Genomic DNA, 19923 nt, shown 5'->3' with positions numbered 1-19923 from the left:
TAACCCCACCAGGGTCTCATTGACCTCATGGCAGGCGCTGACCATGCTCCAGAGACGCTATTGCGCCCACTGGCCACGGGAGTCACGTCATGCCGGATCATGCCGCTCGCACGCATCTCGTCACGCACGAGGTCATCAACCAGCCCCTGCCCGGTGGTGACCGCGACCTTCTGGACGAAGACAAGGCCCTGCGCGAGGCGCTGGCCCGCGAGGCGCCGGCCTGGGTAGCCGAGCGTCTCGCCCCACTCGCCCGTGACGCCGGCAGGGAATGCTGGCAAGCCATCGCCGACGAGGCCAACCGTCATTCTCCCGAGCTACGCTTGTTCGATCGCCACGGGCGCCGTCTCGACGAGGTGCACTACACTGAGTCGTATCACCGCTTGATGCATCTGGCTTGCGACGGCGGCTGGCAGGCCGTGGCCTGGGAAGAGGAAGGCAACGGCGGTCATCAAGCGCATGTCGCCGCGCTGTATCTATTGACTCAGGTCGAGCCGGGGTTCTGCTGCCCCATCACCATGACGCACGCCGCCTATCCCGTGCTACGTCACGACAACACCATCCTCGAGACCTGGGGGCCGCGTCTGCTGGCGCATGACTATGACTCGCGCGCCCTGCCCGCCGGGGACAAGCGTGCGGCAACCTTCGGCATGGCGATGACCGAGAAACAAGGCGGCAGCGATGTGCGCCGCAACACCACTCAGGCGACACGCCAAGCGGATGGCAGCGTGCGGCTGACCGGCCACAAATGGTTCTGCAGCGCCCCGATGTCGGATGCCTTCCTGACCCTCGCCCAGGATGACGACGGCATCGGTTGCTTCCTGGTGCCACGCTTTCGTCCCGATGGCGAACGCAACGGCATTCAATTGCAGCGCCTCAAGGACAAGTGTGGCAATCGCGCCAACGCCTCGGCGGAAATCGAGTATACCGATGCCTGGGCGCACCCCATCGGCGAGCCTGGACGCGGCGTCGCCACCATTCTCGAGATGGTTCAACAGACGCGGCTCGATGCCGCCACCGCCCCCGCCGGCATGATGCGCCAGGCAACGCTGGAGGCCTGGCGCCATGTCAAGGGGCGCGAAGCGTTCGGCAAACGCCTCGCCGATCAGCCCCTGATGCGCCGGGTAATCGCCGACCTGACCCTGGAAACCGAGGCGAGCCTGGCCTTGTGCCTGCGCACGGCCCGTGCCTTCGACGGCGCCGCCAACGATGATCACGAACGCGCCCTGGCGCGGCTGCTTCCGGCACTGGCCAAGTTCTGGCACAACAAGCGCGGGCCAGCGTTCATGGCCGAAGCCATGGAATGTCTCGGCGGTATCGGCTACGTCGAGGAAGCACCGCTCGCGCGGCTTTACCGCGAGGCGCCGGTGAACTCGATCTGGGAAGGCTCGGGCAATGTCATGTGTCTGGACGTGATACGAGTACTGGCCCGTCATCCGGAAAGCATCGCCGCCCTGCGTCGGGAGCTCGCGCTGGCACGCGGCGCTCACCCCGATTTCGACCGGGCGCTCGAGACCCTCGAACGCCGCCTCAAGGCCACGCCGGACGTACTGGAAGCGCAGGCACGCTGGCTGACCCAACGCCTCGCGCAATGCCTGCAAGCCGCGCTGCTGTTGCGCCATGCGCCCGCCGCCATCGGCGAGACCTTCTGTGCGGCGCGTCTCGGCGAAGAGGCCTCACCGCTGTTCGGCGTCTTGCCGTCACACGCACCGCTGGACGCTATCCTTGAGCGAATCGCGCCCTGACGGTGGTTGCTACGCCCCCCATCAACCGATGACGATGCGCAGCGCCAACCCCAGCAGCAAGAGCCCTGTTGCCCGGTTGATCCAATGCGCACGCGCCTGAAGCCAGGGCAACACCACCGAATGCGAGAGCGCCAGGGCCACCAGCACGTACCAGCCGGCGTCGATCAACGACGCCGTCGCCACGATCGTCGCCTTGGCGGCTGCGCTCATGTCAGCGCTGACGAACTGGCTCAACAAGGCCACGAAGAATAGAATCAGCTTGGGATTGGCCAGCGCCACCAGTACGCCGTCTCGCGCAGCCGCGCCAGGGCGGCTCGCCACCCCGCCTGTCTCCAGGGCACCGCCTCGGCCGGCGCGCAGCGCCTTCACGCCAAGCCACGCCAGATAAGCAGCCCCACCCCAGGTGACCGCCTTGAACACGACCGGCTGATGAACGATGACGGCGCCCAACCCCCACACGGTCAACGCTGCGTAGAAGCCCACGCCCGCCGCATGACAAACGCTTGCGAGAACACCCGCGATGCGCCCGCCACCTAGCGTGTGGCGCAGCACCATCGCCAGGCTCGGCCCCGGCGACATTGCGCCCATGGCACAGACCGCCGCCAGCGACAGCCACAAGCTAAGCGACATCACACAAACCCCGTCATGAAATGAGCACCGCACCCACCCATGACTTGGCAGATGCGACTACAAAGGCTGCAGCGACAAAAAAGAGAAAGAGCGTCGCTTACTTATCCACCTGACAATCACGCGCGAGGATGTCGCGCTCGGCCTCACCGTTCTCACGGTACAACATGCCCTCGCCCTCCTGAGCATGCCAGACGTAAGCGAGCTGTTCGTCGTCGCTAACATAGCGTGCTCCAGAGCCCGAGGCCACCTGGTGCATGGGAATGGAATCGTGCTCGTAGCCCAGCATGGCACGATCGATATCACCAGCGTACCGAAAATAAGTCACCGACAGCGAGGTTTCGCCCGCACACTGGTAGATTTGGGTATGCTGCTCGGCACGATCCTTGTCGCCGCCTTGCAGGGCACACCCGCTCATCAACGTGGCAAGCGCCAACAGGGTAAGATTCGCGGTTTTCATCGGAACTCCTTTCCAGACACGTCAGGGTGAAAGCACGAATACGCCGCGCTGTTTTCAAGAGCGCATCGATGCTGTTTTATGATCATATAACACTGTTACCGACACTTTATCTTAAACGACGCGTGCCGCGCTCAGCACGCACCGGAATATCGGGCATCATGATGGTGCTCTCAGCCCATCACACGGAGATCAGGCATGACGACGCATTGCGCGCGAACCGACCATCACTGTCAACGTTGCGAAGGTCCCTTGCCGTTCGACTTCAGCATGGCGTTCCAGCCCATCGTCAACGTCGCGACACAACGCATCATCGCCCACGAAGCCCTGGTTCGCGGCGTCAATGGCGAATCGGCCTATCAGATATTGTCACAGGTCTCGGACACGCTTCTCTACCGTTTCGATCAGGCCTGTCGCGTCAAGGCCATCGAACTGGCCGCACAACTCGAGATACCAAGCGCGCTCTCGATCAACTTCCTGCCCAATGCCGTCTATGAACCCGAGGCCTGCATACAGGCGACGCTCGCGATCTCAAAGCAGGTCGGATGGCCCGCCGAGCGACTGGTGTTCGAGATCACCGAAACCGAAAGCGTCACCGACCGGTCCCACCTGCGCTCGATCATCGACGCCTACCGCCAGATGGGTTTTACCACCGCCCTGGACGATTTCGGCACGGGTTACGCCAACCTCGACCTGCTCACCGAGTTGCGCCCGGACAAGCTCAAGATCGACCGTGATCTGGTAATGAACTGCCATCGCGATACGCGTCGCCAGATCCTGCTCAAGTCGGTGGCAGACATCGCCTCCCAGCTCGACATCGAGACGGTCGCCGAAGGCATCGAGTGCCGGGAGGAAGCGCGCTGGCTGCATGAAGAAGCCGGTATCGTGCAACATCAGGGCTTCTATTACGCGCGCCCCGCGTTCGAAGCGTTGCCGGTGGTCGCGGATTTTTCAGATACCGCCGACATCTTGAGCGACTGATCGAACGTGACGTGGTCAAGCATCTTGGCCACGGGCAGTCGAACATTCAAGTACGGCAGAGAGTGCCACCTACCCACGAGACCGCGATGCACCCTCAGGCGGATCGCGATGACACATGGCTGACATGACCATCAGGGAAAAGCAGACAAAACCAAGCGAGGAAGGGACATGCTGAGTGCTTGATCTTGAGTTGGTGCCCGGGGTCGGACTCGAACCGACACGGTGTCGCCACCGGCGGATTTTGAATCCGCTGCGTCTACCAATTTCGCCACCCGGGCAGCGGAGACGTATTATACGGAGCAGATTGGCGACGTCAATCATTCGGGCCTGACTTCGTCGTGCGTCTCGATTATCATGGGCCACTTTCGTCGAGCGCACGCCGCGCGTGCCTCATTTCCGATGTCCGTTTTCCGATCCTAGGTCGTTCTCTCCAACGCCATGCAGCGCGCCGATTTCCATTTCGATCTTCCCGATGAGTTGATCGCCCGTTACCCGTCCGAGAAGCGCAGCGACTGTCGTCTGCTGTGTGTGGACGACACCAGCGGCGAGATTCAACATCGCCGTTTCACCGACTTGCTGACGCACCTCGAGCCCGGCGATCTGCTCGTTTTCAACGACACTCGCGTGATTCCTGCTCGGCTATTCGGCCAAAAGGCCAGCGGCGGACGCATAGAGATGCTCCTCGAACGTCCGCTGGATGCACACCGCGGCCTGGCGCACTTGCGCGCCAGCAAGGCACCCCGGCCCGGGACCGAGTTGATCTTCGAAGGCGACATCCACGCAGTGGTCGAGGAACGCCACGAGGCCTTGTTCGAGCTTCGCTTTTTAGGTGAGACGCCGATGATCGAATTGCTCGAACGCCACGGGCATATGCCGTTGCCGCCTTACATCGACCGCGACGACGAACTCGACGACCGCGAGCGCTACCAGACCGTTTACGCACGACGCGAAGGGGCGGTCGCCGCGCCCACTGCAGGCCTGCACTTCGATACGCCATTGCTCGAAGCGTTGCGCGAGCGTGGTGTGGAAATGGGCTATGTCACCCTGCATGTGGGCGCGGGCACCTTTCAGCCGGTGCGCGTGGACGATATTCGCGAGCACCACATGCACAGCGAATGGCTTGAAGTCGACGAGACGCTATGTCGCCAGGTCGAGGCCACCCAGGCACGCGGCAAACGCGTCATCGCCGTGGGCACGACCAGCGTGCGCTGCCTGGAAACCGCCAGCCAGGGCCGCGATGACGGCTGCATCACACCTTACCGCGGCGATACCGATATCTTCATCTATCCCGGGTATGCCTGGCGTTGCGTCGATGCGTTGATCACCAACTTCCACTTGCCCGAATCGACCCTGCTGATGCTGGTCTCGGCGTTTGCCGGCTATCGCCAGGTAATGCATGCCTACCGCGAAGCCGTCGCCGAGCGCTACGCCTTCTTCAGTTATGGCGATGCCATGTTCCTCAGCCGAGCTGAGACGTCACACCCCTTCCCCGAGACTTCCCATGCGTAACGACAGTTTCATGCGCTTCGAGCGCCTCGCCGAGGATGGCATGGCACGACGCGGCCGTTTGAGCTTCCCTCGCGGCACCGTGGAAACGCCCGCCTTCATGCCTGTCGGCACCTACGGCACGGTCAAGGGCATGACGCCCGAGTCGGTCGAGCAGATCGGCGCCGACATCATCCTCGGCAACACCTTTCACCTCTGGTTGCGGCCGGGTACCGAGGTCATCGAGACGCACGGCGACCTGCATGACTTCGCCCAATGGCAAAAGCCGATCCTCACCGACTCCGGCGGCTTTCAGGTCTTTTCGCTGGGCGACATGCGCAAGATCACCGAAGAAGGCGTGCATTTCCGCTCGCCCGTGGATGGCGCCAAGGTCTTCATGGGCCCCGAGGAATCGATGGCCGTGCAGCGCTCGCTGGGCTCGGACATCGTGATGATCTTCGATGAATGCACTCCCTATCCCGCCACCGAAGAAGAAGCCAAGCGTTCGATGGAGATGTCGCTGCGCTGGGCCCAACGCTCGCGCATCGCGCATGGCGACTCGCCCTCGGCGCTGTTCGGCATCATCCAAGGTGGCATGCATCCCGCGCTTCGCGAGCGCTCCCTGAAGGGGCTGCTGGACATCGGCTTCGACGGGCTCGCCATCGGCGGTTTGTCGGTGGGCGAACCCAAGGACGAGATGCTCAAGGTGCTCGACTATTTGCCGGGCTGGATGCCGGACGACAAACCCCGCTACCTGATGGGCGTCGGCAAGCCGGAGGATCTGGTCGAGGGCGTGCGGCGCGGAGTGGACATGTTCGACTGCGTGATGCCCACGCGCAACGCGCGCAATGGCCATTTGTTCATCGCTGCAGGCACCGTCAAGATCCGTAATGCCCAGCATCGCCACTCCACGCAGGCACTCGAAGCAGGGTGCGATTGTCATACGTGTCGGCACTTCACGCGCAGCTATCTGCATCATCTCGATCGTTGCGGTGAAATGCTCGGCGCGATGCTCAACACCATACACAATCTGCGCTATTACCAACGGGTCATGGCTGGTTTGCGCACGGCCATTGAAGCGGGTACATTGACTGCCTTTGTCGAGGATTTCTACGCTCGGCGCGGCATGCCGGTGCCACCGCTGTCTGCGTAATCAAATGCCAGCCGGGTCACGCGCCCGGCCATAGATTCACCCCACTACCATCCGGAGATAACAATCCATGCTGGAGTTTTTCATTCCCGCAGCTCATGCGCAGGATGCTTCATCCGCGGGCGGCGGCATTGCCCAAATCGTCATGCTGGTCGGCTTCGTACTGATCTTCTACTTCCTGCTCTGGCGCCCGCAATCCAAGCGTGCCAAGCAGCACAAACAATTGATCAGCAACCTTGCCAAGGGCGATGAGATTGTCATCGGGGGCGGCCTGATGGGACGCGTCACCAAAGTGGGCGACGATTTCATCAGCCTGGAGATCGCCGAAGGCACCGAGGTGAACGTGCAGAAGAACTCCGTCGCCGCGGTACTGCCCAAGGGCACCCTGAAGTCCATCTGATCCCCTATCAGGAGGGGCGTAACCGCTCCTCCTCATCGCCACCGGCCTCGGGTCGGTGGTTGTCTTCTGCGTCAGCAACAAGGACAGGGCTTCCATGCTCAACCGTTATCCCCTGTGGAAGTATCTGCTGATACTCATCGTACTCATCGTCGGCGTCATCTACGCATTACCCAATCTTTACCCCGCCGACCCTGCCGTTCAGATCAGCAGTACCGCCAGCGGTTCCGCACTCGATCAAGAGCGTCTCGATCGCTTGACCCAAGCGCTCAGGGACGAAGGCATCGACATCAAGAGCAGCGAACTGAATGGCAATAGTGCGCTGATTCGCCTCGAAGAGGCCGGTCAGCAAATCCCCGCGCGCGACATCATCGATCAGCGTCTCGGCGATGACTACACGGTGGCACTCAATCTGGCCGACGCGACACCCGACTGGCTGGCCGCCCTTTCCGCCACGCCCATGAAGCTGGGCCTCGATCTCCAGGGCGGGATACACTTCCTGCTGCAGGTCGACATGCAAGCCGCGATCCAGCAGCGCCTGGAGGCCAATGCCAGCGCTGTTCGCGATACGCTGCGCGAGGAACGCATACGCTATCGCGATACCACGATCAACGATCGGACGATCACCTTCCAGTTCGCCAACGAGCAGGAACGCAATGCTGCACGCGAGGTCATCAGCGGCCAGTTCCCGGATTTCGAGTACAGCACGCCCGACATTCAGAGCGGCGCGGCCCTGGCGATGACCTTCACCGAGCAAGCCGTTCAGGACTTGCAGGACTATGCCGTCAATCAAAACCTGACGACCATTCGCAACCGCGTCAACGAGCTCGGTGTTTCGGAGCCGCTGGTACAGCGCCAAGGTCCCGACCGCATCGTGGTCGAACTGCCCGGTGTACAGGATACCGCTGCCGCCAAGCGCATCGTGGGATCTACGGCCAACCTGGAATTTCGCCTGGAAGCGCGTCCGGACACACCCGAGCGCGAGATCGAAACCTTCCACTTCCGCAACAACGAAAACCGCACCGCCGACCTGATGCGTGACGTCATCGTCACCGGTGACCATGTTTCCAGCGCCAGCCGTAGCTTCGATCAAAACAACCGTCCGCAGGTCAACATCAGCCTCGATGGCACAGGGGGCTCGATGATGAACCGCGCCACACGTTCCAATATCGGACGTAACATGGCGGTCGTCTTCATCGAACACAAGACGCGTACCTATACCGTGATGGAAGACGGCAAGCAGGTCGAAAAGCGCGACACTTACACCAAACGCGGCATCATCAGCCTGGCGACCATCCAAAGCGCCTTGAGCAACCGTTTCCGTATCACCGGCCTCGACTCCTCGGCCGAGGCAGCGGACCTGGCATTGCTGCTGCGCTCCGGGTCCCTGGCGGCACCGATCTATTTTGCCCAGGAGCGTACCATCGGGCCCAGCTTGGGCGCCCAAAACATCAACCAAGGCATCATGTCGGTGGTAGTCGGCCTGTTGCTCGTGGTGCTGTTCATGCTGGCGCGCTACAAGGCGTTCGGGATAGTCGCCAACGTCGCATTGGGGCTGAATCTGGTGCTGCTGGTCGCCGCCATGTCGATGCTCGGCGCCACGCTGACACTCCCCGGGATCGCCGGGATCGTGCTGACCCTGGGCATGGCGGTGGATGCCAACGTCTTGATATTCGAACGAATACGTGAAGAGATCCGAGCCAAGATGCCTGTACAGCAGGCCATACACGCGGGTTTCGAGCGCGCTTTCACCTCGATCGTCGACGCCAATATCACCACGCTGCTGGTGGCGGTCATCCTGTTCTCGATCGGCACCGGGCCGGTCAAAGGCTTCGCCGTCACGCTGTCGCTGGGCATTCTGACCTCGATGTTTACCGCCATCATGGTCTCGCGTGCCCTGATCAACCTCACCATCGGCGGACGCCCGCTGAAGAAAATCTGGATCTGAGGAGAGCGAGCGATGCGACAGTTAGACTTCATGGGCAAGCGCCGCATAGCCTTCGCCGTTTCCGTGCTGCTCACGGTCATTGCGATTGGCGCCCTGGCGTTCAAAGGTCTCAATCTGGGCCTGGACTTCACCGGCGGCACACTGGTGGAGGTTCGCTATGAGCAAGCACCAGAGCTTGACGAGCTGCGTGGTAAACTCGAGGCCCAAGGCTTCGAGGATGCCCAGGTGCAAACCTTCGGCACCGCCAGCGACATCCTCGTACGCCTGCAGAAAACGTTCGACAACGACGTCGGTCAGCAGGTCGTCGACATCCTGAATAGCGATGCGAATCAGGTGAACCTGGTGCGCGCCGAATTCGTCGGCGCACAGGTCGGCGACCAACTGCGCGATCAGAGCGGTATGGGCATGTTGCTGGCCTTGGCGGTCGTCATGGTATATGTAGCGTTCCGCTTCCAGTACAAGTTCGCGCTCGGCGCCCTGATCTCCCTGGGTCATGACGTGGTGATCATACTCGGCATCTTCGCGCTGTTCGGGCTGGATTTCGACTTGACGGTACTCGCCGCCATCCTGGCGGTGATCGGTTACTCACTCAACGACACCATCATCGTCTATGACCGAATACGCGAGAATATCCGCAAGTCTCAAATCGACGACATGCCGAAGATATTCAACGAGGCAATCAACCAGACCCTCGCGCGTACCATGGCAACCTCGGGGACCACACTCCTGGTGCTGCTGGCACTGTTCTTCCTCGGTGGAGACATGATCCACAACTTCTCGATCGCCTTGATCCTGGGCGTCGTCGCAGGGACGTTCTCGTCAGTCTACGTCGCCGCGGCGTTGCTGCTCGTGGTCAAGCTGGAGCGCCAGGACCTGATCCCGACGCAGAAGGAAGGCGATGAGGAAGAGGAACTGCCCTGAGCCAGCGTCGGCCTAGCCTTCGATATCCGATACGCCTCCCCTCGGGAGGCGTATCGCGTTGAGGCATGGCACTATCTTCAACCCATGACGCTGCCCCGAACGGCTCTGTTATTCTCAAGCTTTTCCATCTTCATCAGGCGGCATGTTTCCATGACTGGTAGCTCCCACAAACGACGCCCCTACCAGGTGGCAGAAACCATCAAGCGCTGGATCGTCGAAAGGCAGCTCAAGCCTGGTGATCGACTGCCCGGCGAGTCGGAACTGATGGAGCGGCTGGAGGTGTCGAAAGGTACCGTACGGGAGAGCACCCGAGTACTAGAGGCTCAAGGGCTGGTGGAGACGCGTACCGGCCCCGGTGGCGGCGCCTTCGTACGTGCCATGAGCGAATCCAGGGCGATCTCGTTGCTGAGTCATTACCTGTTCTTTCAGGATATCTCTATACGCGATATCTATCAGATCCGTCAGGCACTGGAACCGGAGCTAGCTGCATCGTTGGCCGGCCAAGTCGGTCCGGCGGACATGGCAAGGCTTCGCGCCAGCCTGGAAAGCTATGCTGATACCGCCCGCGATGATGAGGAGGAGCGTCAGCAGCACCTCGACTCACTGAACTTCCACTTGATGCTCGCCGAATTGTCAGGCGATAACCCCCTACTCTGCTTCATCATCCGCTTTACCATTCAAGTGCTGTCGGATCTTACCATCTATCGACGGCTCTACGAGCACGCCACACATGACCTCGGCCAGACTGGGTGCCGCTTTCATGCCGAGTTGCTCGATGCCATCGAAGCCAGCGACGCCGAGCGGGCCAGACAGATCATGCACGAGCATATGCTATCCGCCCAAGCAGTGATGAATGCTCAGGAAGCCCAAGTTCGTCGTGACTTCCTATCCGAAGCCTGAGTCACGCTAGCTCCGCTCGTCGAACCCGCGCAGGAAGGCCATCATTACCCGCGTGGCCGCCTCGGCATCCTCGGCAGTGATGGCTTCGTCGGGATGGTGGCTCAAGCCACCGCGACAGCGCACGAACAGCATGCCGATGTCGGTCACGTCATGCATCGCAAGCCCATCGTGACCGGCACCGCTGAACAATCGTTCAGCAGGCTGGCCACATTCCTCGCTAGCCGCTTCAAGTGCCTCTATCATCCAGTCGGCGCAGTCCACTGCCTCGGCGCTATAGGTCTGCTGCATGTCGAGTACCAGGCCGCGGGCTTCGGCGATATTGGCAAAAGCGCTGAGCAGTTGCTCGCGTCCGACTCGGCGCCCCCGAGGGTCGGGCGAGCGAAGCTCCAGAGTGAAGGTCGCTTCGGCAGGAATCACATTCACGGCATTGGGTCGCACGTCCAGCTTGCCGATCACACCGACCAGTTCTTGGGTGGCATTGAGCACTCGGTCGGCTTCCATCACCATTTCCGCGGCACCGACCAGGGCATCGTGACGCCCCGGCATCGGAGTGGTACCGGCATGCCCTGCCTTGCCTGTGAGCGTGATCCGATGCCGCTCGATGCCAGTCAGCGCCGTCACCACGCCCACGGCGTGGTCCCGATGCTCTAGCACGGGCCCCTGCTCGATATGTACCTCGCAGAAACCCAGCACCTGCTCGGGCGCGCGTGCCAGGGAGGAAATGGCGCCGGGGTCACCGCCGAAGTCGCGTAACGCTTCGCCAAGGCTCACGCCATCGGCATCGCGCGCCTCCAGGCTGGCGGGATCGAAGGTCCCGGCCAGCGCGCGACTGCCGATCAGGGTCGACTGGAAGCGAGTGCCTTCCTCGTCGCCGAAGGCCACCACCTCGATCCCGTAGGGCAGTTCGATGCCCTCGTCCTTAAGCGCCTGCAGGGCCTGCAGCGGCAGCGCCACGCCCAGCATGCCGTCATACTTGCCGCCCTCGACCACGGTGTCCTGATGGGAGCCGAGAATCAGCGTTCTTTCGCCGGCCAGCGCCCGGTCGTTGCGGCCCACCAGGTTGCCCGAGGCATCGAGTTCGGGGGTCAGGCCGGCCTGGCGCATCCAGTCGCCGATCAACGTCAGTACCCGGCGATGTTCCTCGGAACAGAACAGTCGCGTGACGCCTCCGCCGGGCAGTGAACATCGCGCGGCCTCGTCCAGACGCGTCATCAGTTGCTGGCCCAAACTTAACGGGTGCTTGGAATCGTTCATGGTGCCTCCTGGCATCATCGGCGGGGCAGCGAGGCGAGGAATTCGGCGAAGTCCAGTGCGCGCACGCGTCCCGCGAGTGAGCGAAGCGCCTCGACGGGACGTTCGTCCCAGTCCACGCGCAGGTCGATGGGCGCGGCGTCGAAGGATTCGATCCGCAGGGCGACCGAGCGCGTGCCGCGCCGGTCGCCACCGGCGTCTAGCGCGGCGTCCAGGGCCTCGATCAGGGTCTCGAGAAGCCGCGATTCGTAGTCGTCGCGGTAGCGCGGCGCGGCGTTGCGCGCCCAGGCTTCGTGGGGGTTGTCGCAGGTCAGGGTCAGAAAGCGCTGCAGCAGCGTCGCGACGACCCGGTCGCCGGCCAGCATGTTGCCGGCCGCGGCGACCGTCGGGCGCAGCTCGGCGGCGACCACCGGCAGGTTGGCCTCGCCGCTATGCACTTCGGCCCGGCCGCCGGCGTCCATCACCAGGCACTGGCGTCGCGCCGCGCCGTCGTCCTGGCTCGTTACCTGGTCAAGGGCCTGGCGGGCGGTGCGTCCCTGGGTCAGCGCGTGACGAACGTCTTCCGGGTACCAGGGGTTGGTCGCCAGCCCCTGGGTGGCGCAGGCGCCCAGGCCGCGCCAGGCATGATGGACGTAACCGCCCACCGCCACGCCAGCGGTGGCGGTCAGCGCGGCGACCGTCCCGCTGGCCGGTTGCACGTGGATCAGCGACAAGGTCATGGCGGGGCTCAGTAACCGACGTAGTGGCCGATCGTCAGACCGACCCAGGCGAGCATGTAGACCAGTACCATGAAGGGCAGGATGGCCTTCAGCCACTTCTCGTAGGAGACCCGCCCCAACGCCAGCATGGCCAGGGTGCCGCCTGAGGTGGGCACGATCAGGTTGGTCAGGCCATCGCCGACCTGGAAGGCGGTGATCATCAGCTGGCGGCTCATGCCGATCAGGTCGGCCACCGGGATCAGGATCGGCATGGTAACCAACGCCTGGCCCGAGCCCGAGGGCACGAAGAGGTTGATCGCGCCCTGCACCACGCTCGCCATGATCGCCGCCAGCGCGCTCGGGATGCCCTGGATGAGGCCGCTGAGCGCATGCACGATGGTATCGATGATCTGGGCCTGTTCGAGCAGCACTTGGATGGAGGCGGCCAGCCCGATCACCAGCGCCCCGGCAGTGACCCTGGAAGCGCCCTCCATCATCTGCCTGACGATCTCGTTGGCCGAGAGCCGGTTGACGACGCCGATCACGATGGCAATCAGCAGGAACATCCCGGCGATCTCGTTGATGTACCAACCGAGCGTGAAAACGCCCACCAACATCGCTGCCAAGCCCAAGACAAACACCGCCAGGGTCATCTTGTCACGCCGGGAGATTCGGTACTCGTGCAGTGCCTTGCTCATCATCTTGGTGTCATCGGGCTCCTCGAAGTCCATCTTGACCACCCACTTGCAGATATAGAGCGACAGCAGTGCCAGCGACGAAACCACCATCAGGGTACGCAGCCAAGCACCCGAAAACGTCGGCAAGTCGGCGATGCCCTGGGCCACGCCCACGGTATAAGGGTTGATGGGCGAGAGCGCAAAACCGATCCCGATACCGCCCACGGCCATGGTGGTACCGACCAGGCTGGAACAGCCGATCGCGCCGGCGATCAGCACCGCGATCGGCACCAAGGCAATGTTGTTCTCGAAGCCCACGGCCACGCCAAAGAAGCCGTAGATGAAAGTGCCTAGGGTAATGATGAGATTGCGCCGTTCGACCCCGACCCGGTTGACCGCCACCCCGATGGCGTTCTCGAGTGCTCCGGTGCGCTGCAGGATGTGGAACAGTCCGCCGGCGATGAACACGATGAACAGATAAAGCGACGCCTCGTTGAGGCCACGTGGCACGGCGACAAAGATATCGAAGGGCGAGATGGGGCTTACGTCGCTGAGGTATTCGAAGGAGCCAGGAACGACCCGTGTGCGGCCATCCGCCTCGACCCGCTGATACTCGCCGGCGGGCACCACGAAGGTGAGCGCATAGGTGGCCAGCAGGATCATGAAGATCAGCACCATGGGGTCGGGGACCGTTCGGTACCACTTCTTTTTGCGCTGTACCGGCGCCTGTTGATGAGTACTCATGGCATTGTCCTTGTTATGGTCATGGATCAAGTATCATCGTCAATTTATCATTATAAATTGGCAGGTCAAGACACGCTCTCTTGCGAAGCCCCTTTCGGGAGACGGACAGGAATTGCCGATCAGGCGAGCGTCCCAAAACACAAGACGCCGAGCTGATCGGGGGCGGGGCATGCACTCCACTGTATGCCGGCTTTGCGTCCGGCGGTGGCATAGAGCATTTTAGGATGATGGCTTGATGGTCAGACCATGCCGGCGTAGCTTGCGCACCACGCTGGGCTGGCTGATGCCCAGGCGCTCCGCGATCGCGTAGGTGCTCGGCAGGCGTGCGGCCAGGTCGGCGAGGATCTCGGCCTCGACGGACGCCAGCGCCTCGCGGAGGGTGCGCCCTTCCACCAGCGGACTCCCCGCACCATGAGCCGTCGCCGCCGTGCTTGCGGGGGCCGACAGGCCGGTATCGCCTTCATGGCTCTCGTCGACCGGGGCGCCGATCACGCCGCCCTCGGCCGAGAGCCAGGCGCGCTCGAGCCAGTTCTCCAGCTCGCGCACGTTGCCCTGCCAATCGCCGCCCATCAGTTCCGGCCAGACACGCGGGTGCAGGACCTTGTCCATGCCATAACGCTGATTGAGCCGGGCCAGCTGGCGCTCCGCCAGGCCGGGAATATCCTCGCGGCGCTCGCGCAGCGGCGGCAGGGTCACGGGGATCACGTTCAGGCGATAGTAGAGATCGAGACGGAAACGCCCCTCCTCCACGCAGCGTGCGAGATCCTGATTGGTGGCGACCACCAGGCGAAAGTCGACGCGCCGCGAACGGGTATCGCCCAGCCGCGTCAGATAGCCGTCCTGAATGACGTTGAGCAGCTTGCTCTGCATGGCCAGGGGCAGCTCGCCGATCTCATCGAGAAACAGCGTGCCCTTGTGGGCCTGTTCGAGCAACCCCGCCTTGCCCATGCGCGCGGCGCCGCTGAAGGCCCCGGGCTGATACCCGAACATCTCGGATTCGAACAGCGATTCGGGAATGGCCGCGCAGTTGACGTCCACGAAAGCGCCCTCGCAACGGCGACTCCAGCGGTGCAGTTGGCGCGCGAAGGCCGTCTTGCCGACCCCCGACTCGCCGAGCATCAGTACCGTGGCGTCGGTCGGCGCCACACGCTTGAGCAGTTGGGCCACCTCGTGCATGACCTGACTGCGCACCTCGAGGGACTCCAGCTCCAGCGCCTCTCCCGCCGTGGGACTGCCGCCGCGCTTGAGGTGCTCGTTGAAGCGCCGCTGGAGCAGCGCATACTCGTCCTGCAGCAACCGCAGATCGGTCATGTCCATCGAGCGGCTGATGACCCGCACCAGCCGGCCCCCCGCATAGACTGGGTGCGCCTCGGCGATCACCTGGCGCCCCGTCCCGGTACGTTGCATGACCTGCGCCGGCTGTCCCGTGCGTATCACTTCCAGCGATACCGACGGCGACAGCACGCCGCGCGCTTCCAGCTCGTACACCGTGGTCTCGCACAGCGCCTCGCGGCTCATGCCGTACACCGCGGCACTGCCAGGGCTGACATCCAGCACCTGGCCGTCGGCATCGACGATGAACACATGGTCGTGTCCGGTATGCACCAGCGCCTTTAGAGTCTGGGCTTCGATATCGTGGTCAGGCATGCCGCTCCTTGATTCACTATTGCATCGCAATTCAATTCTGAATCACCCAAGGCACGATAACAATACATCTTTGCATCACCTTCTGCGCTAACCCATTGATTTTTCGTTGGAGAGACTTGGCATGTTTCGTGCAACTTCAAGATGGAGTACAGGCAAGTGCCACAAAAAACCGCGCTGACTGCCAGGAGAGATGCATGAGCGAGCACGACACCCCACGTTTCAACCAACCGCTAGGTGGCAACGAGATGCCCCGTTTCGGCGGCCCCGCCTCCATGATGCGCCTCCCCACCCAGGCAAGTGCCGAAGGGCTCGATGCCGCCTTCGTGGGCATCCCCATGGACATCGGCACCTCGAACCGGCCCGGCACCCGCCTGGGACCGCGTCAGATCCGCGACGAGTCGCGCATGCTGCGGCCCTACAACATGGCCACCCGGGCTGCGCCGTTCGACAGCTTGCAAGTGGCGGATACCGGCGATGTGGCGATCAATACGTTCGACCTGAAGAAAAGCGTCGAAATCATTCGCCAGCACTATCGTGAGCTGCTTAGCCACGACGCCGTACCGTTGACACTCGGCGGCGACCACACCCTGACCTGGCCGATACTGCAGGCGATCGCCGAGAAGCACGGCCCGGTAGGACTGATCCATATCGACGCCCACGCCGATATCAATCCACACATGTTCGGCGAAGAAGTCGCCCATGGCTGTCCGATTCGCCGCGCCCAGGAAGAAGGCCTGCTGGATAGCCAGCGCGTGATTCAGATCGGGCTACGCGGCACCGGCTACGCCGCCGACGATTTCGACTGGTGCCGCGACCAAGGCTTTCGCGTCGTGACCGCTGAACAGTGCTGGTACAAGTCGCTGGAACCGTTGATGGCCGACGTCCGTGAGCAGATGGGCGACCGCCCCGTGTACATCACCTTCGACATCGATGCCCTCGACCCCTCGGTGGCACCCGGCACCGGCACCGCCGAAGCGGCCGGCCTGGCCATGTCGCAAGGCCTCGAGATCGTCCGCGGCGCCTGGGGGCTCAATATCGTCGGCGGCGATCTGGTCGAGGTCGCGCCGCCCTACGACACCAGCGGCAACACGGCGCTGATGGGCGCCACCCTGCTCTACGAAATGCTCTGCGTGCTGCCCGGCGTCACACGCCGCTGAGCCCATGCCCCCGCGGCCGGGGGCCATACAACAACAAGTGGTGACATCTATGTCCGCATCCCTCGATTCCACCGCCACTGGCGGCGGCAACCCCGATAACACGCGGCTGACCCCGCGCGGGCTGCTGAAATTCCTGATTCCCTCGCTGATCGGCATCGGCATGTTTCTGGTGCCTTTCTCGACGGGAGACACCATCAATATCGGCATGGGACTGCTCGCCGACGGCCTCAAGGCGTTGCTCGGCGACGCCCTGCCCGCCATCGCCGTCGCCGTACTATGCGCTTCGGCATTGCTGACCCTGGTCGTCAAGTCCACCCACCCCTCTTGGGCCCGTGATAATGCCTTGGGTGAACTGTTCGACGTGGCGCCTTTATGGGCCGTGATGCGCATGCTGGGGGCGCTGTTCGCGCTGATGACCTATTTTCAGGTCGGCCCCGGATTCGTGACCGCTTCCTTCACCGGCGGCGTCATGCTCAACGATCTCGCGCCGGTACTGCTGACATTCTTCTTCTTCGCCGCCATCCTGCTGCCGTTCCTGGTCGACTTCGGTTTCATGGAATTCATCGGCAGCCTGGTCCGCACGCCCTTCCGCAAGATCTTCGGTCTGCCGGGACGTAGCGCCATCGACGCCACCGCATCGTGGATGGGATCGGGTACCGTGGGGGTACTGATCACCACGCAGCAATATGAGCAGGGCTACTACAATCGACGTGAGGCCTCGGCCATTGCCACGAACTTTTCGATTGTCTCGATCGCCTTTGCCCTGCTGGTGACCAGCTTCATCGGCATCAACCACCTGTTCGTGCCTTTCTATCTCACCGTGGTCGTGGCCGGCTTGATCGCCGCCGTGATCGTGCCGCGCCTGCCGCCACTCTCGCGCAAGCCGAATACTTACTACGAACCGGTGGGGTGCCGCCTCGCCGAGGAACGCAGCGGCACTCAAGGCCTGTTTCGCTATAGTCTGGGCATGGCTGTGGCGCGCGCCAGCAAGGCGCCGGGACCGCGTCAGTTATTGCGTCATGCGCTGATTAACGTGGCCGACATCTTCTTCGGGTTGCTGCCGCTGGTCATCGCCATCGGCACCGTAGCGTTGATCCTGGCCGAGTTCACGCCGCTGTTCACCTGGCTGTCCTACCCCATGGTGCCGGTGCTCGAGTGGATGCATGTCCCGGAAGCCGCTGCGGCCGCCCCGGCGACCCTGGTGGGTTTCGCCGACATGTTCCTGCCCGCCGTGCTGGCCAGCGACATCGAGAGCGAACTGACCCGCTTCGTGATCGCCTGCCTGTCGCTGACGCAGTTGATCTACATGTCGGAAATCGGCGCCTTGCTGCTCAAGTCCAAGATCCCGCTCAAGCTCTGGGAGCTGGTGGTCATCTTCCTGCTGCGCACCGCCATCACCCTGCCGATCATCGTCGTGATGGGCCACTGGCTGGTCGCCTAAGGAGCGCTCCATGACACGCGAGACACTCGCCTCGTCTTCTCCCCAGATCGGCTGCGCCGAGGCCCTGGTCCGGCTGCTGCGTGACCGCTACGCCGTGGACACCGTCTTCGGAATCCCCGGCGTGCATACCGTGCCGCTCTATCGCGGGCTGGAGGCAGGCGGCCTGCGTCATGTCACCCCGCGCCATGAGCAGGGCGCGGGCTTCATGGCGGACGGCTACGCCCGCGCCAGCGGCAAGCCCGGGGTGTGTTTCATCATCACCGGTCCAGGCATGACCAATATCGCCACCGCCATGGGCCAGGCGCTCGCCGACTCGGTGCCCATGCTGGTGATTTCCAGCGTCAATCGTCGCGACACCCTGGGACGCGGCCAGGGTCGCCTGCACGAGCTGCCCAGCCAGCAGAACGTGCTGGCGGGCGTCAGCCGTTTCAGCCACACCCTGCTCGACCCGAGCGCCTTGCCGGAGGTGCTCGCTCGCGCCTTTGCGGTGTTCCAGTCGGCGCGCCCCGGACCGGTTCACATCGAGATCCCCATCGATCTCTTCGAGGCCCCCATCGACCTCCCCGACACGACCTCGCCGGCGCGGCTGTACCGTGCCGGCGCGCACCCCGAAGGCATCGCCCTGGCGGCCGAATGGCTGCGCCAGGCGCAGGCGCCGCTGGTGCTGCTGGGCGGGGGTTGCGCGGAGGCGCCGGCAGCGGCACGCACCCTGGTCGAGCATCTCGACGCGCCGACCGTGACCACGATCAATGCCAAGGGTGTGCTTGGACGTGGGCATCCCCTCGACCTCGGCGCCAACGCCACCTGGCCCGAGGTACGCGCCCTGGCACGCGATGCCGACGTCATCCTCGCCGTGGGCACGGAGCTCGGCGAAACCGATTACGACGTGGTGTTCGACGACGGCTTCACCTTGACCGGTCGCCTCATCCGCATCGACCTGGAGGCCGAGCAACTGGTGCGCAACCAGGCGACGGCCCTGGGGCTGGTCAGCGACGCCCAGGCCGCGCTGGCGGCACTGGCGGCGCATTTCCCTGCGCCGCTCGCGCGCCAGGGAGCGGCCCGCGTGCGCGCCGTGCACGAGGCGCTGGCCCTGCCGCAACGCCCGGACATGGCGCCTTTCGTGCCGCTTTACACGGCCCTCGACAAGGCACTGCCGGAGGCCATTCTCGTCGGCGACTCCACGGCGCCGGTCTATGCCGGCAATCACCTCGTCGAGCGCGCGGCGCCGCGGCGTTACTTCAACGCCTCGACCGGTTACGGAACCCTGGGATACGGCTTGCCGGCGGCGCTGGGCGCCCAGCTCGCCGCTCCCGGCACGCCGGTCGTGGCCCTGGTCGGCGACGGCGGCGCGATGTTCACCCTGAGCGAGCTGGCCACGGCCGTCGACGAAGGCCTGCCGGTCGTCGTGGTGCTCTGGAACAACAGCGGCTACGAGGAGATCCGCCGCTACATGGACATGCATGGCGTCGCGCGCGTCGGCGTCGACCCCACGCCGCCTGATTTCCAGCGCCTGGCCGACGGGTTCGGCCTCGCCTCGCATCGGGTCGAATCGCCCATCGCGCTTGATCTCGCGCTCAGCAAGGTCTCGCGCACCTCGCCGACGTTGATCGAGATCGACGCCGAACGCTGGCAAGCGGCACTCGACTGAGGCGCCAACCGCGACCCGAGCGCCGTCTCGGAAACAACGGTTTTCCAAAACA

The 19923-nt window shown here is 63.4% G+C and carries 17 protein-coding genes and 1 tRNA gene; 11 read left to right on the top strand and 7 right to left on the bottom strand.

Features of this window, described 5'->3' with window-relative positions:
* Window positions 1–89: 89 nt before the first annotated feature.
* Entirely contained in the window at window positions 90–1742 is a 1653-nt protein-coding gene (locus tag C8E00_RS14610; RefSeq protein ID WP_133698254.1) for an acyl-CoA dehydrogenase family protein, read from the top strand.
* 21 nt (window positions 1743–1763) lie between these two features.
* Here the strand turns inward: C8E00_RS14610 and C8E00_RS14605 are convergent, their stop codons facing one another.
* The gene (locus tag C8E00_RS14605) at window positions 1764–2372 is read right to left on the bottom strand and encodes a LysE family translocator (RefSeq protein WP_133698253.1); all 609 of its coding nucleotides are present in this window, start codon (window positions 2370–2372) and stop codon (window positions 1764–1766) included.
* A gap of 97 nt (window positions 2373–2469) precedes the next feature.
* Window positions 2470–2829 (bottom strand): MliC family protein, encoded by a 360-nt coding sequence (locus C8E00_RS14600; protein ID WP_133698252.1) that lies wholly within the window; start codon window positions 2827–2829, stop codon window positions 2470–2472.
* Between the two features lie 195 nt (window positions 2830–3024).
* Between C8E00_RS14600 and C8E00_RS14595 the strand changes: the two genes are divergently transcribed.
* Complete coding sequence (locus C8E00_RS14595) at window positions 3025–3807, top strand: EAL domain-containing protein (RefSeq protein WP_133698251.1); 783 nt, start codon at window positions 3025–3027, stop codon at window positions 3805–3807.
* Window positions 3808–3998: 191 nt separating this feature from the next.
* Here the strand turns inward: C8E00_RS14595 and C8E00_RS14590 are convergent.
* Window positions 3999–4085, bottom strand: a tRNA-Leu gene (locus C8E00_RS14590).
* 160 nt (window positions 4086–4245) lie between these two features.
* Between C8E00_RS14590 and queA the strand changes: the two genes are divergently transcribed.
* The 6 genes from queA to C8E00_RS14560 all read left to right on the top strand — a co-directional run bounded on the left by queA (window position 4246) and on the right by C8E00_RS14560 (window position 10608).
* Window positions 4246–5316 (top strand): tRNA preQ1(34) S-adenosylmethionine ribosyltransferase-isomerase QueA, encoded by a 1071-nt coding sequence (gene queA / locus C8E00_RS14585; protein WP_133698250.1) that lies wholly within the window; start codon window positions 4246–4248, stop codon window positions 5314–5316.
* A 10-nt stretch (window positions 5317–5326) separates the two neighbouring features.
* Window positions 5327–6445 (top strand): tRNA guanosine(34) transglycosylase Tgt, encoded by a 1119-nt coding sequence (gene tgt, locus C8E00_RS14580; RefSeq protein WP_133698299.1) that lies wholly within the window; start codon window positions 5327–5329, stop codon window positions 6443–6445.
* 67 nt (window positions 6446–6512) lie between these two features.
* Window positions 6513–6842, top strand: coding sequence for a preprotein translocase subunit YajC (gene yajC, locus C8E00_RS14575; protein ID WP_133698249.1), 330 nt, complete (start codon window positions 6513–6515; stop codon window positions 6840–6842).
* Between the two features lie 94 nt (window positions 6843–6936).
* Complete coding sequence (gene secD, locus C8E00_RS14570; RefSeq protein WP_133698248.1) at window positions 6937–8787, top strand: protein translocase subunit SecD; 1851 nt, start codon at window positions 6937–6939, stop codon at window positions 8785–8787.
* A gap of 12 nt (window positions 8788–8799) precedes the next feature.
* Window positions 8800–9708 (top strand): protein translocase subunit SecF, encoded by a 909-nt coding sequence (secF, locus tag C8E00_RS14565; protein WP_133698247.1) that lies wholly within the window; start codon window positions 8800–8802, stop codon window positions 9706–9708.
* Window positions 9709–9858: 150 nt separating this feature from the next.
* On the top strand, window positions 9859–10608 hold the full coding sequence (locus C8E00_RS14560) for a FadR/GntR family transcriptional regulator (protein WP_133698246.1): 750 nt from the start codon (window positions 9859–9861) through the stop codon (window positions 10606–10608).
* A gap of 6 nt (window positions 10609–10614) precedes the next feature.
* On the opposite strand, the gene C8E00_RS14555 is transcribed toward C8E00_RS14560, so the two are convergent.
* From C8E00_RS14555 to C8E00_RS14540, 4 genes are all read right to left on the bottom strand, one after another.
* Window positions 10615–11862 carry a M20 family metallo-hydrolase gene (locus tag C8E00_RS14555; protein WP_208291942.1) on the bottom strand — a complete coding sequence of 416 codons (1248 nt, stop codon included), beginning with the start codon at window positions 11860–11862 and terminating at the stop codon, window positions 10615–10617.
* Window positions 11863–11876: 14 nt separating this feature from the next.
* On the bottom strand, window positions 11877–12674 hold the full coding sequence (locus tag C8E00_RS14550) for a DUF1028 domain-containing protein (RefSeq protein WP_208291941.1): 798 nt from the start codon (window positions 12672–12674) through the stop codon (window positions 11877–11879).
* Complete coding sequence (locus C8E00_RS14545) at window positions 12587–13978, bottom strand: YfcC family protein (RefSeq protein ID WP_133698245.1); 1392 nt, start codon at window positions 13976–13978, stop codon at window positions 12587–12589. The genes C8E00_RS14550 and C8E00_RS14545 overlap by 88 nt, the downstream gene beginning before the upstream one ends.
* Before the next feature lie 219 nt (window positions 13979–14197).
* Entirely contained in the window at window positions 14198–15625 is a 1428-nt protein-coding gene (locus tag C8E00_RS14540; RefSeq protein WP_133698244.1) for a sigma-54 interaction domain-containing protein, read from the bottom strand.
* Between the two features lie 194 nt (window positions 15626–15819).
* Here C8E00_RS14540 and speB point away from each other — a divergent pair, with 194 nt between their 5' ends.
* The 3 genes from speB to C8E00_RS14525 are packed head-to-tail and all read left to right on the top strand — an operon-like array spanning window position 15820 to window position 19871.
* Window positions 15820–16782: an agmatinase gene (gene speB / locus C8E00_RS14535; protein ID WP_133698243.1), complete on the top strand. Its 963-nt coding sequence runs from the start codon at window positions 15820–15822 to the stop codon at window positions 16780–16782.
* A 49-nt stretch (window positions 16783–16831) separates the two neighbouring features.
* Window positions 16832–18223: a YjiH family protein gene (locus C8E00_RS14530; protein ID WP_243833205.1), complete on the top strand. Its 1392-nt coding sequence runs from the start codon at window positions 16832–16834 to the stop codon at window positions 18221–18223.
* A 10-nt stretch (window positions 18224–18233) separates the two neighbouring features.
* Window positions 18234–19871 carry a 5-guanidino-2-oxopentanoate decarboxylase gene (locus C8E00_RS14525; RefSeq protein ID WP_133698242.1) on the top strand — a complete coding sequence of 546 codons (1638 nt, stop codon included), beginning with the start codon at window positions 18234–18236 and terminating at the stop codon, window positions 19869–19871.
* The last annotated feature ends 52 nt before the right edge of the window (window positions 19872–19923 follow it).

It is taken from the genome of Chromohalobacter marismortui, from assembly GCF_004364315.1.
Classification (GTDB): domain Bacteria; phylum Pseudomonadota; class Gammaproteobacteria; order Pseudomonadales; family Halomonadaceae; genus Chromohalobacter; species Chromohalobacter marismortui.
Note: the sequence above shows the minus strand (reverse complement) of the source record. Positions and strands in the feature narration are given on the sequence as shown.

Excerpts from the sequence above, each read along its gene's own strand:
- C8E00_RS14610 (WP_133698254.1), top strand. The coding sequence starts at position 90 with ATGCCGGATCATGCCGCTCGCACGCATCTCGTCACGCACGAGGTCATC.
- C8E00_RS14605 (WP_133698253.1), bottom strand. The coding sequence starts at position 2,372 with ATGTCGCTTAGCTTGTGGCTGTCGCTGGCGGCGGTCTGTGCCATGGGC.
- C8E00_RS14600 (WP_133698252.1), bottom strand. The coding sequence starts at position 2,829 with ATGAAAACCGCGAATCTTACCCTGTTGGCGCTTGCCACGTTGATGAGC.
- C8E00_RS14595 (WP_133698251.1), top strand. The coding sequence starts at position 3,025 with ATGACGACGCATTGCGCGCGAACCGACCATCACTGTCAACGTTGCGAA.
- queA (WP_133698250.1), top strand. The coding sequence starts at position 4,246 with ATGCAGCGCGCCGATTTCCATTTCGATCTTCCCGATGAGTTGATCGCC.
- tgt (WP_133698299.1), top strand. The coding sequence starts at position 5,327 with ATGCGCTTCGAGCGCCTCGCCGAGGATGGCATGGCACGACGCGGCCGT.
- yajC (WP_133698249.1), top strand. The coding sequence starts at position 6,513 with ATGCTGGAGTTTTTCATTCCCGCAGCTCATGCGCAGGATGCTTCATCC.
- secD (WP_133698248.1), top strand. The coding sequence starts at position 6,937 with ATGCTCAACCGTTATCCCCTGTGGAAGTATCTGCTGATACTCATCGTA.
- secF (WP_133698247.1), top strand. The coding sequence starts at position 8,800 with ATGCGACAGTTAGACTTCATGGGCAAGCGCCGCATAGCCTTCGCCGTT.
- C8E00_RS14560 (WP_133698246.1), top strand. The coding sequence starts at position 9,859 with ATGACTGGTAGCTCCCACAAACGACGCCCCTACCAGGTGGCAGAAACC.
- C8E00_RS14555 (WP_208291942.1), bottom strand. The coding sequence starts at position 11,862 with ATGAACGATTCCAAGCACCCGTTAAGTTTGGGCCAGCAACTGATGACG.
- C8E00_RS14545 (WP_133698245.1), bottom strand. The coding sequence starts at position 13,978 with ATGAGTACTCATCAACAGGCGCCGGTACAGCGCAAAAAGAAGTGGTAC.
- C8E00_RS14540 (WP_133698244.1), bottom strand. The coding sequence starts at position 15,625 with ATGCCTGACCACGATATCGAAGCCCAGACTCTAAAGGCGCTGGTGCAT.
- speB (WP_133698243.1), top strand. The coding sequence starts at position 15,820 with ATGAGCGAGCACGACACCCCACGTTTCAACCAACCGCTAGGTGGCAAC.
- C8E00_RS14530 (WP_243833205.1), top strand. The coding sequence starts at position 16,832 with ATGTCCGCATCCCTCGATTCCACCGCCACTGGCGGCGGCAACCCCGAT.
- C8E00_RS14525 (WP_133698242.1), top strand. The coding sequence starts at position 18,234 with ATGACACGCGAGACACTCGCCTCGTCTTCTCCCCAGATCGGCTGCGCC.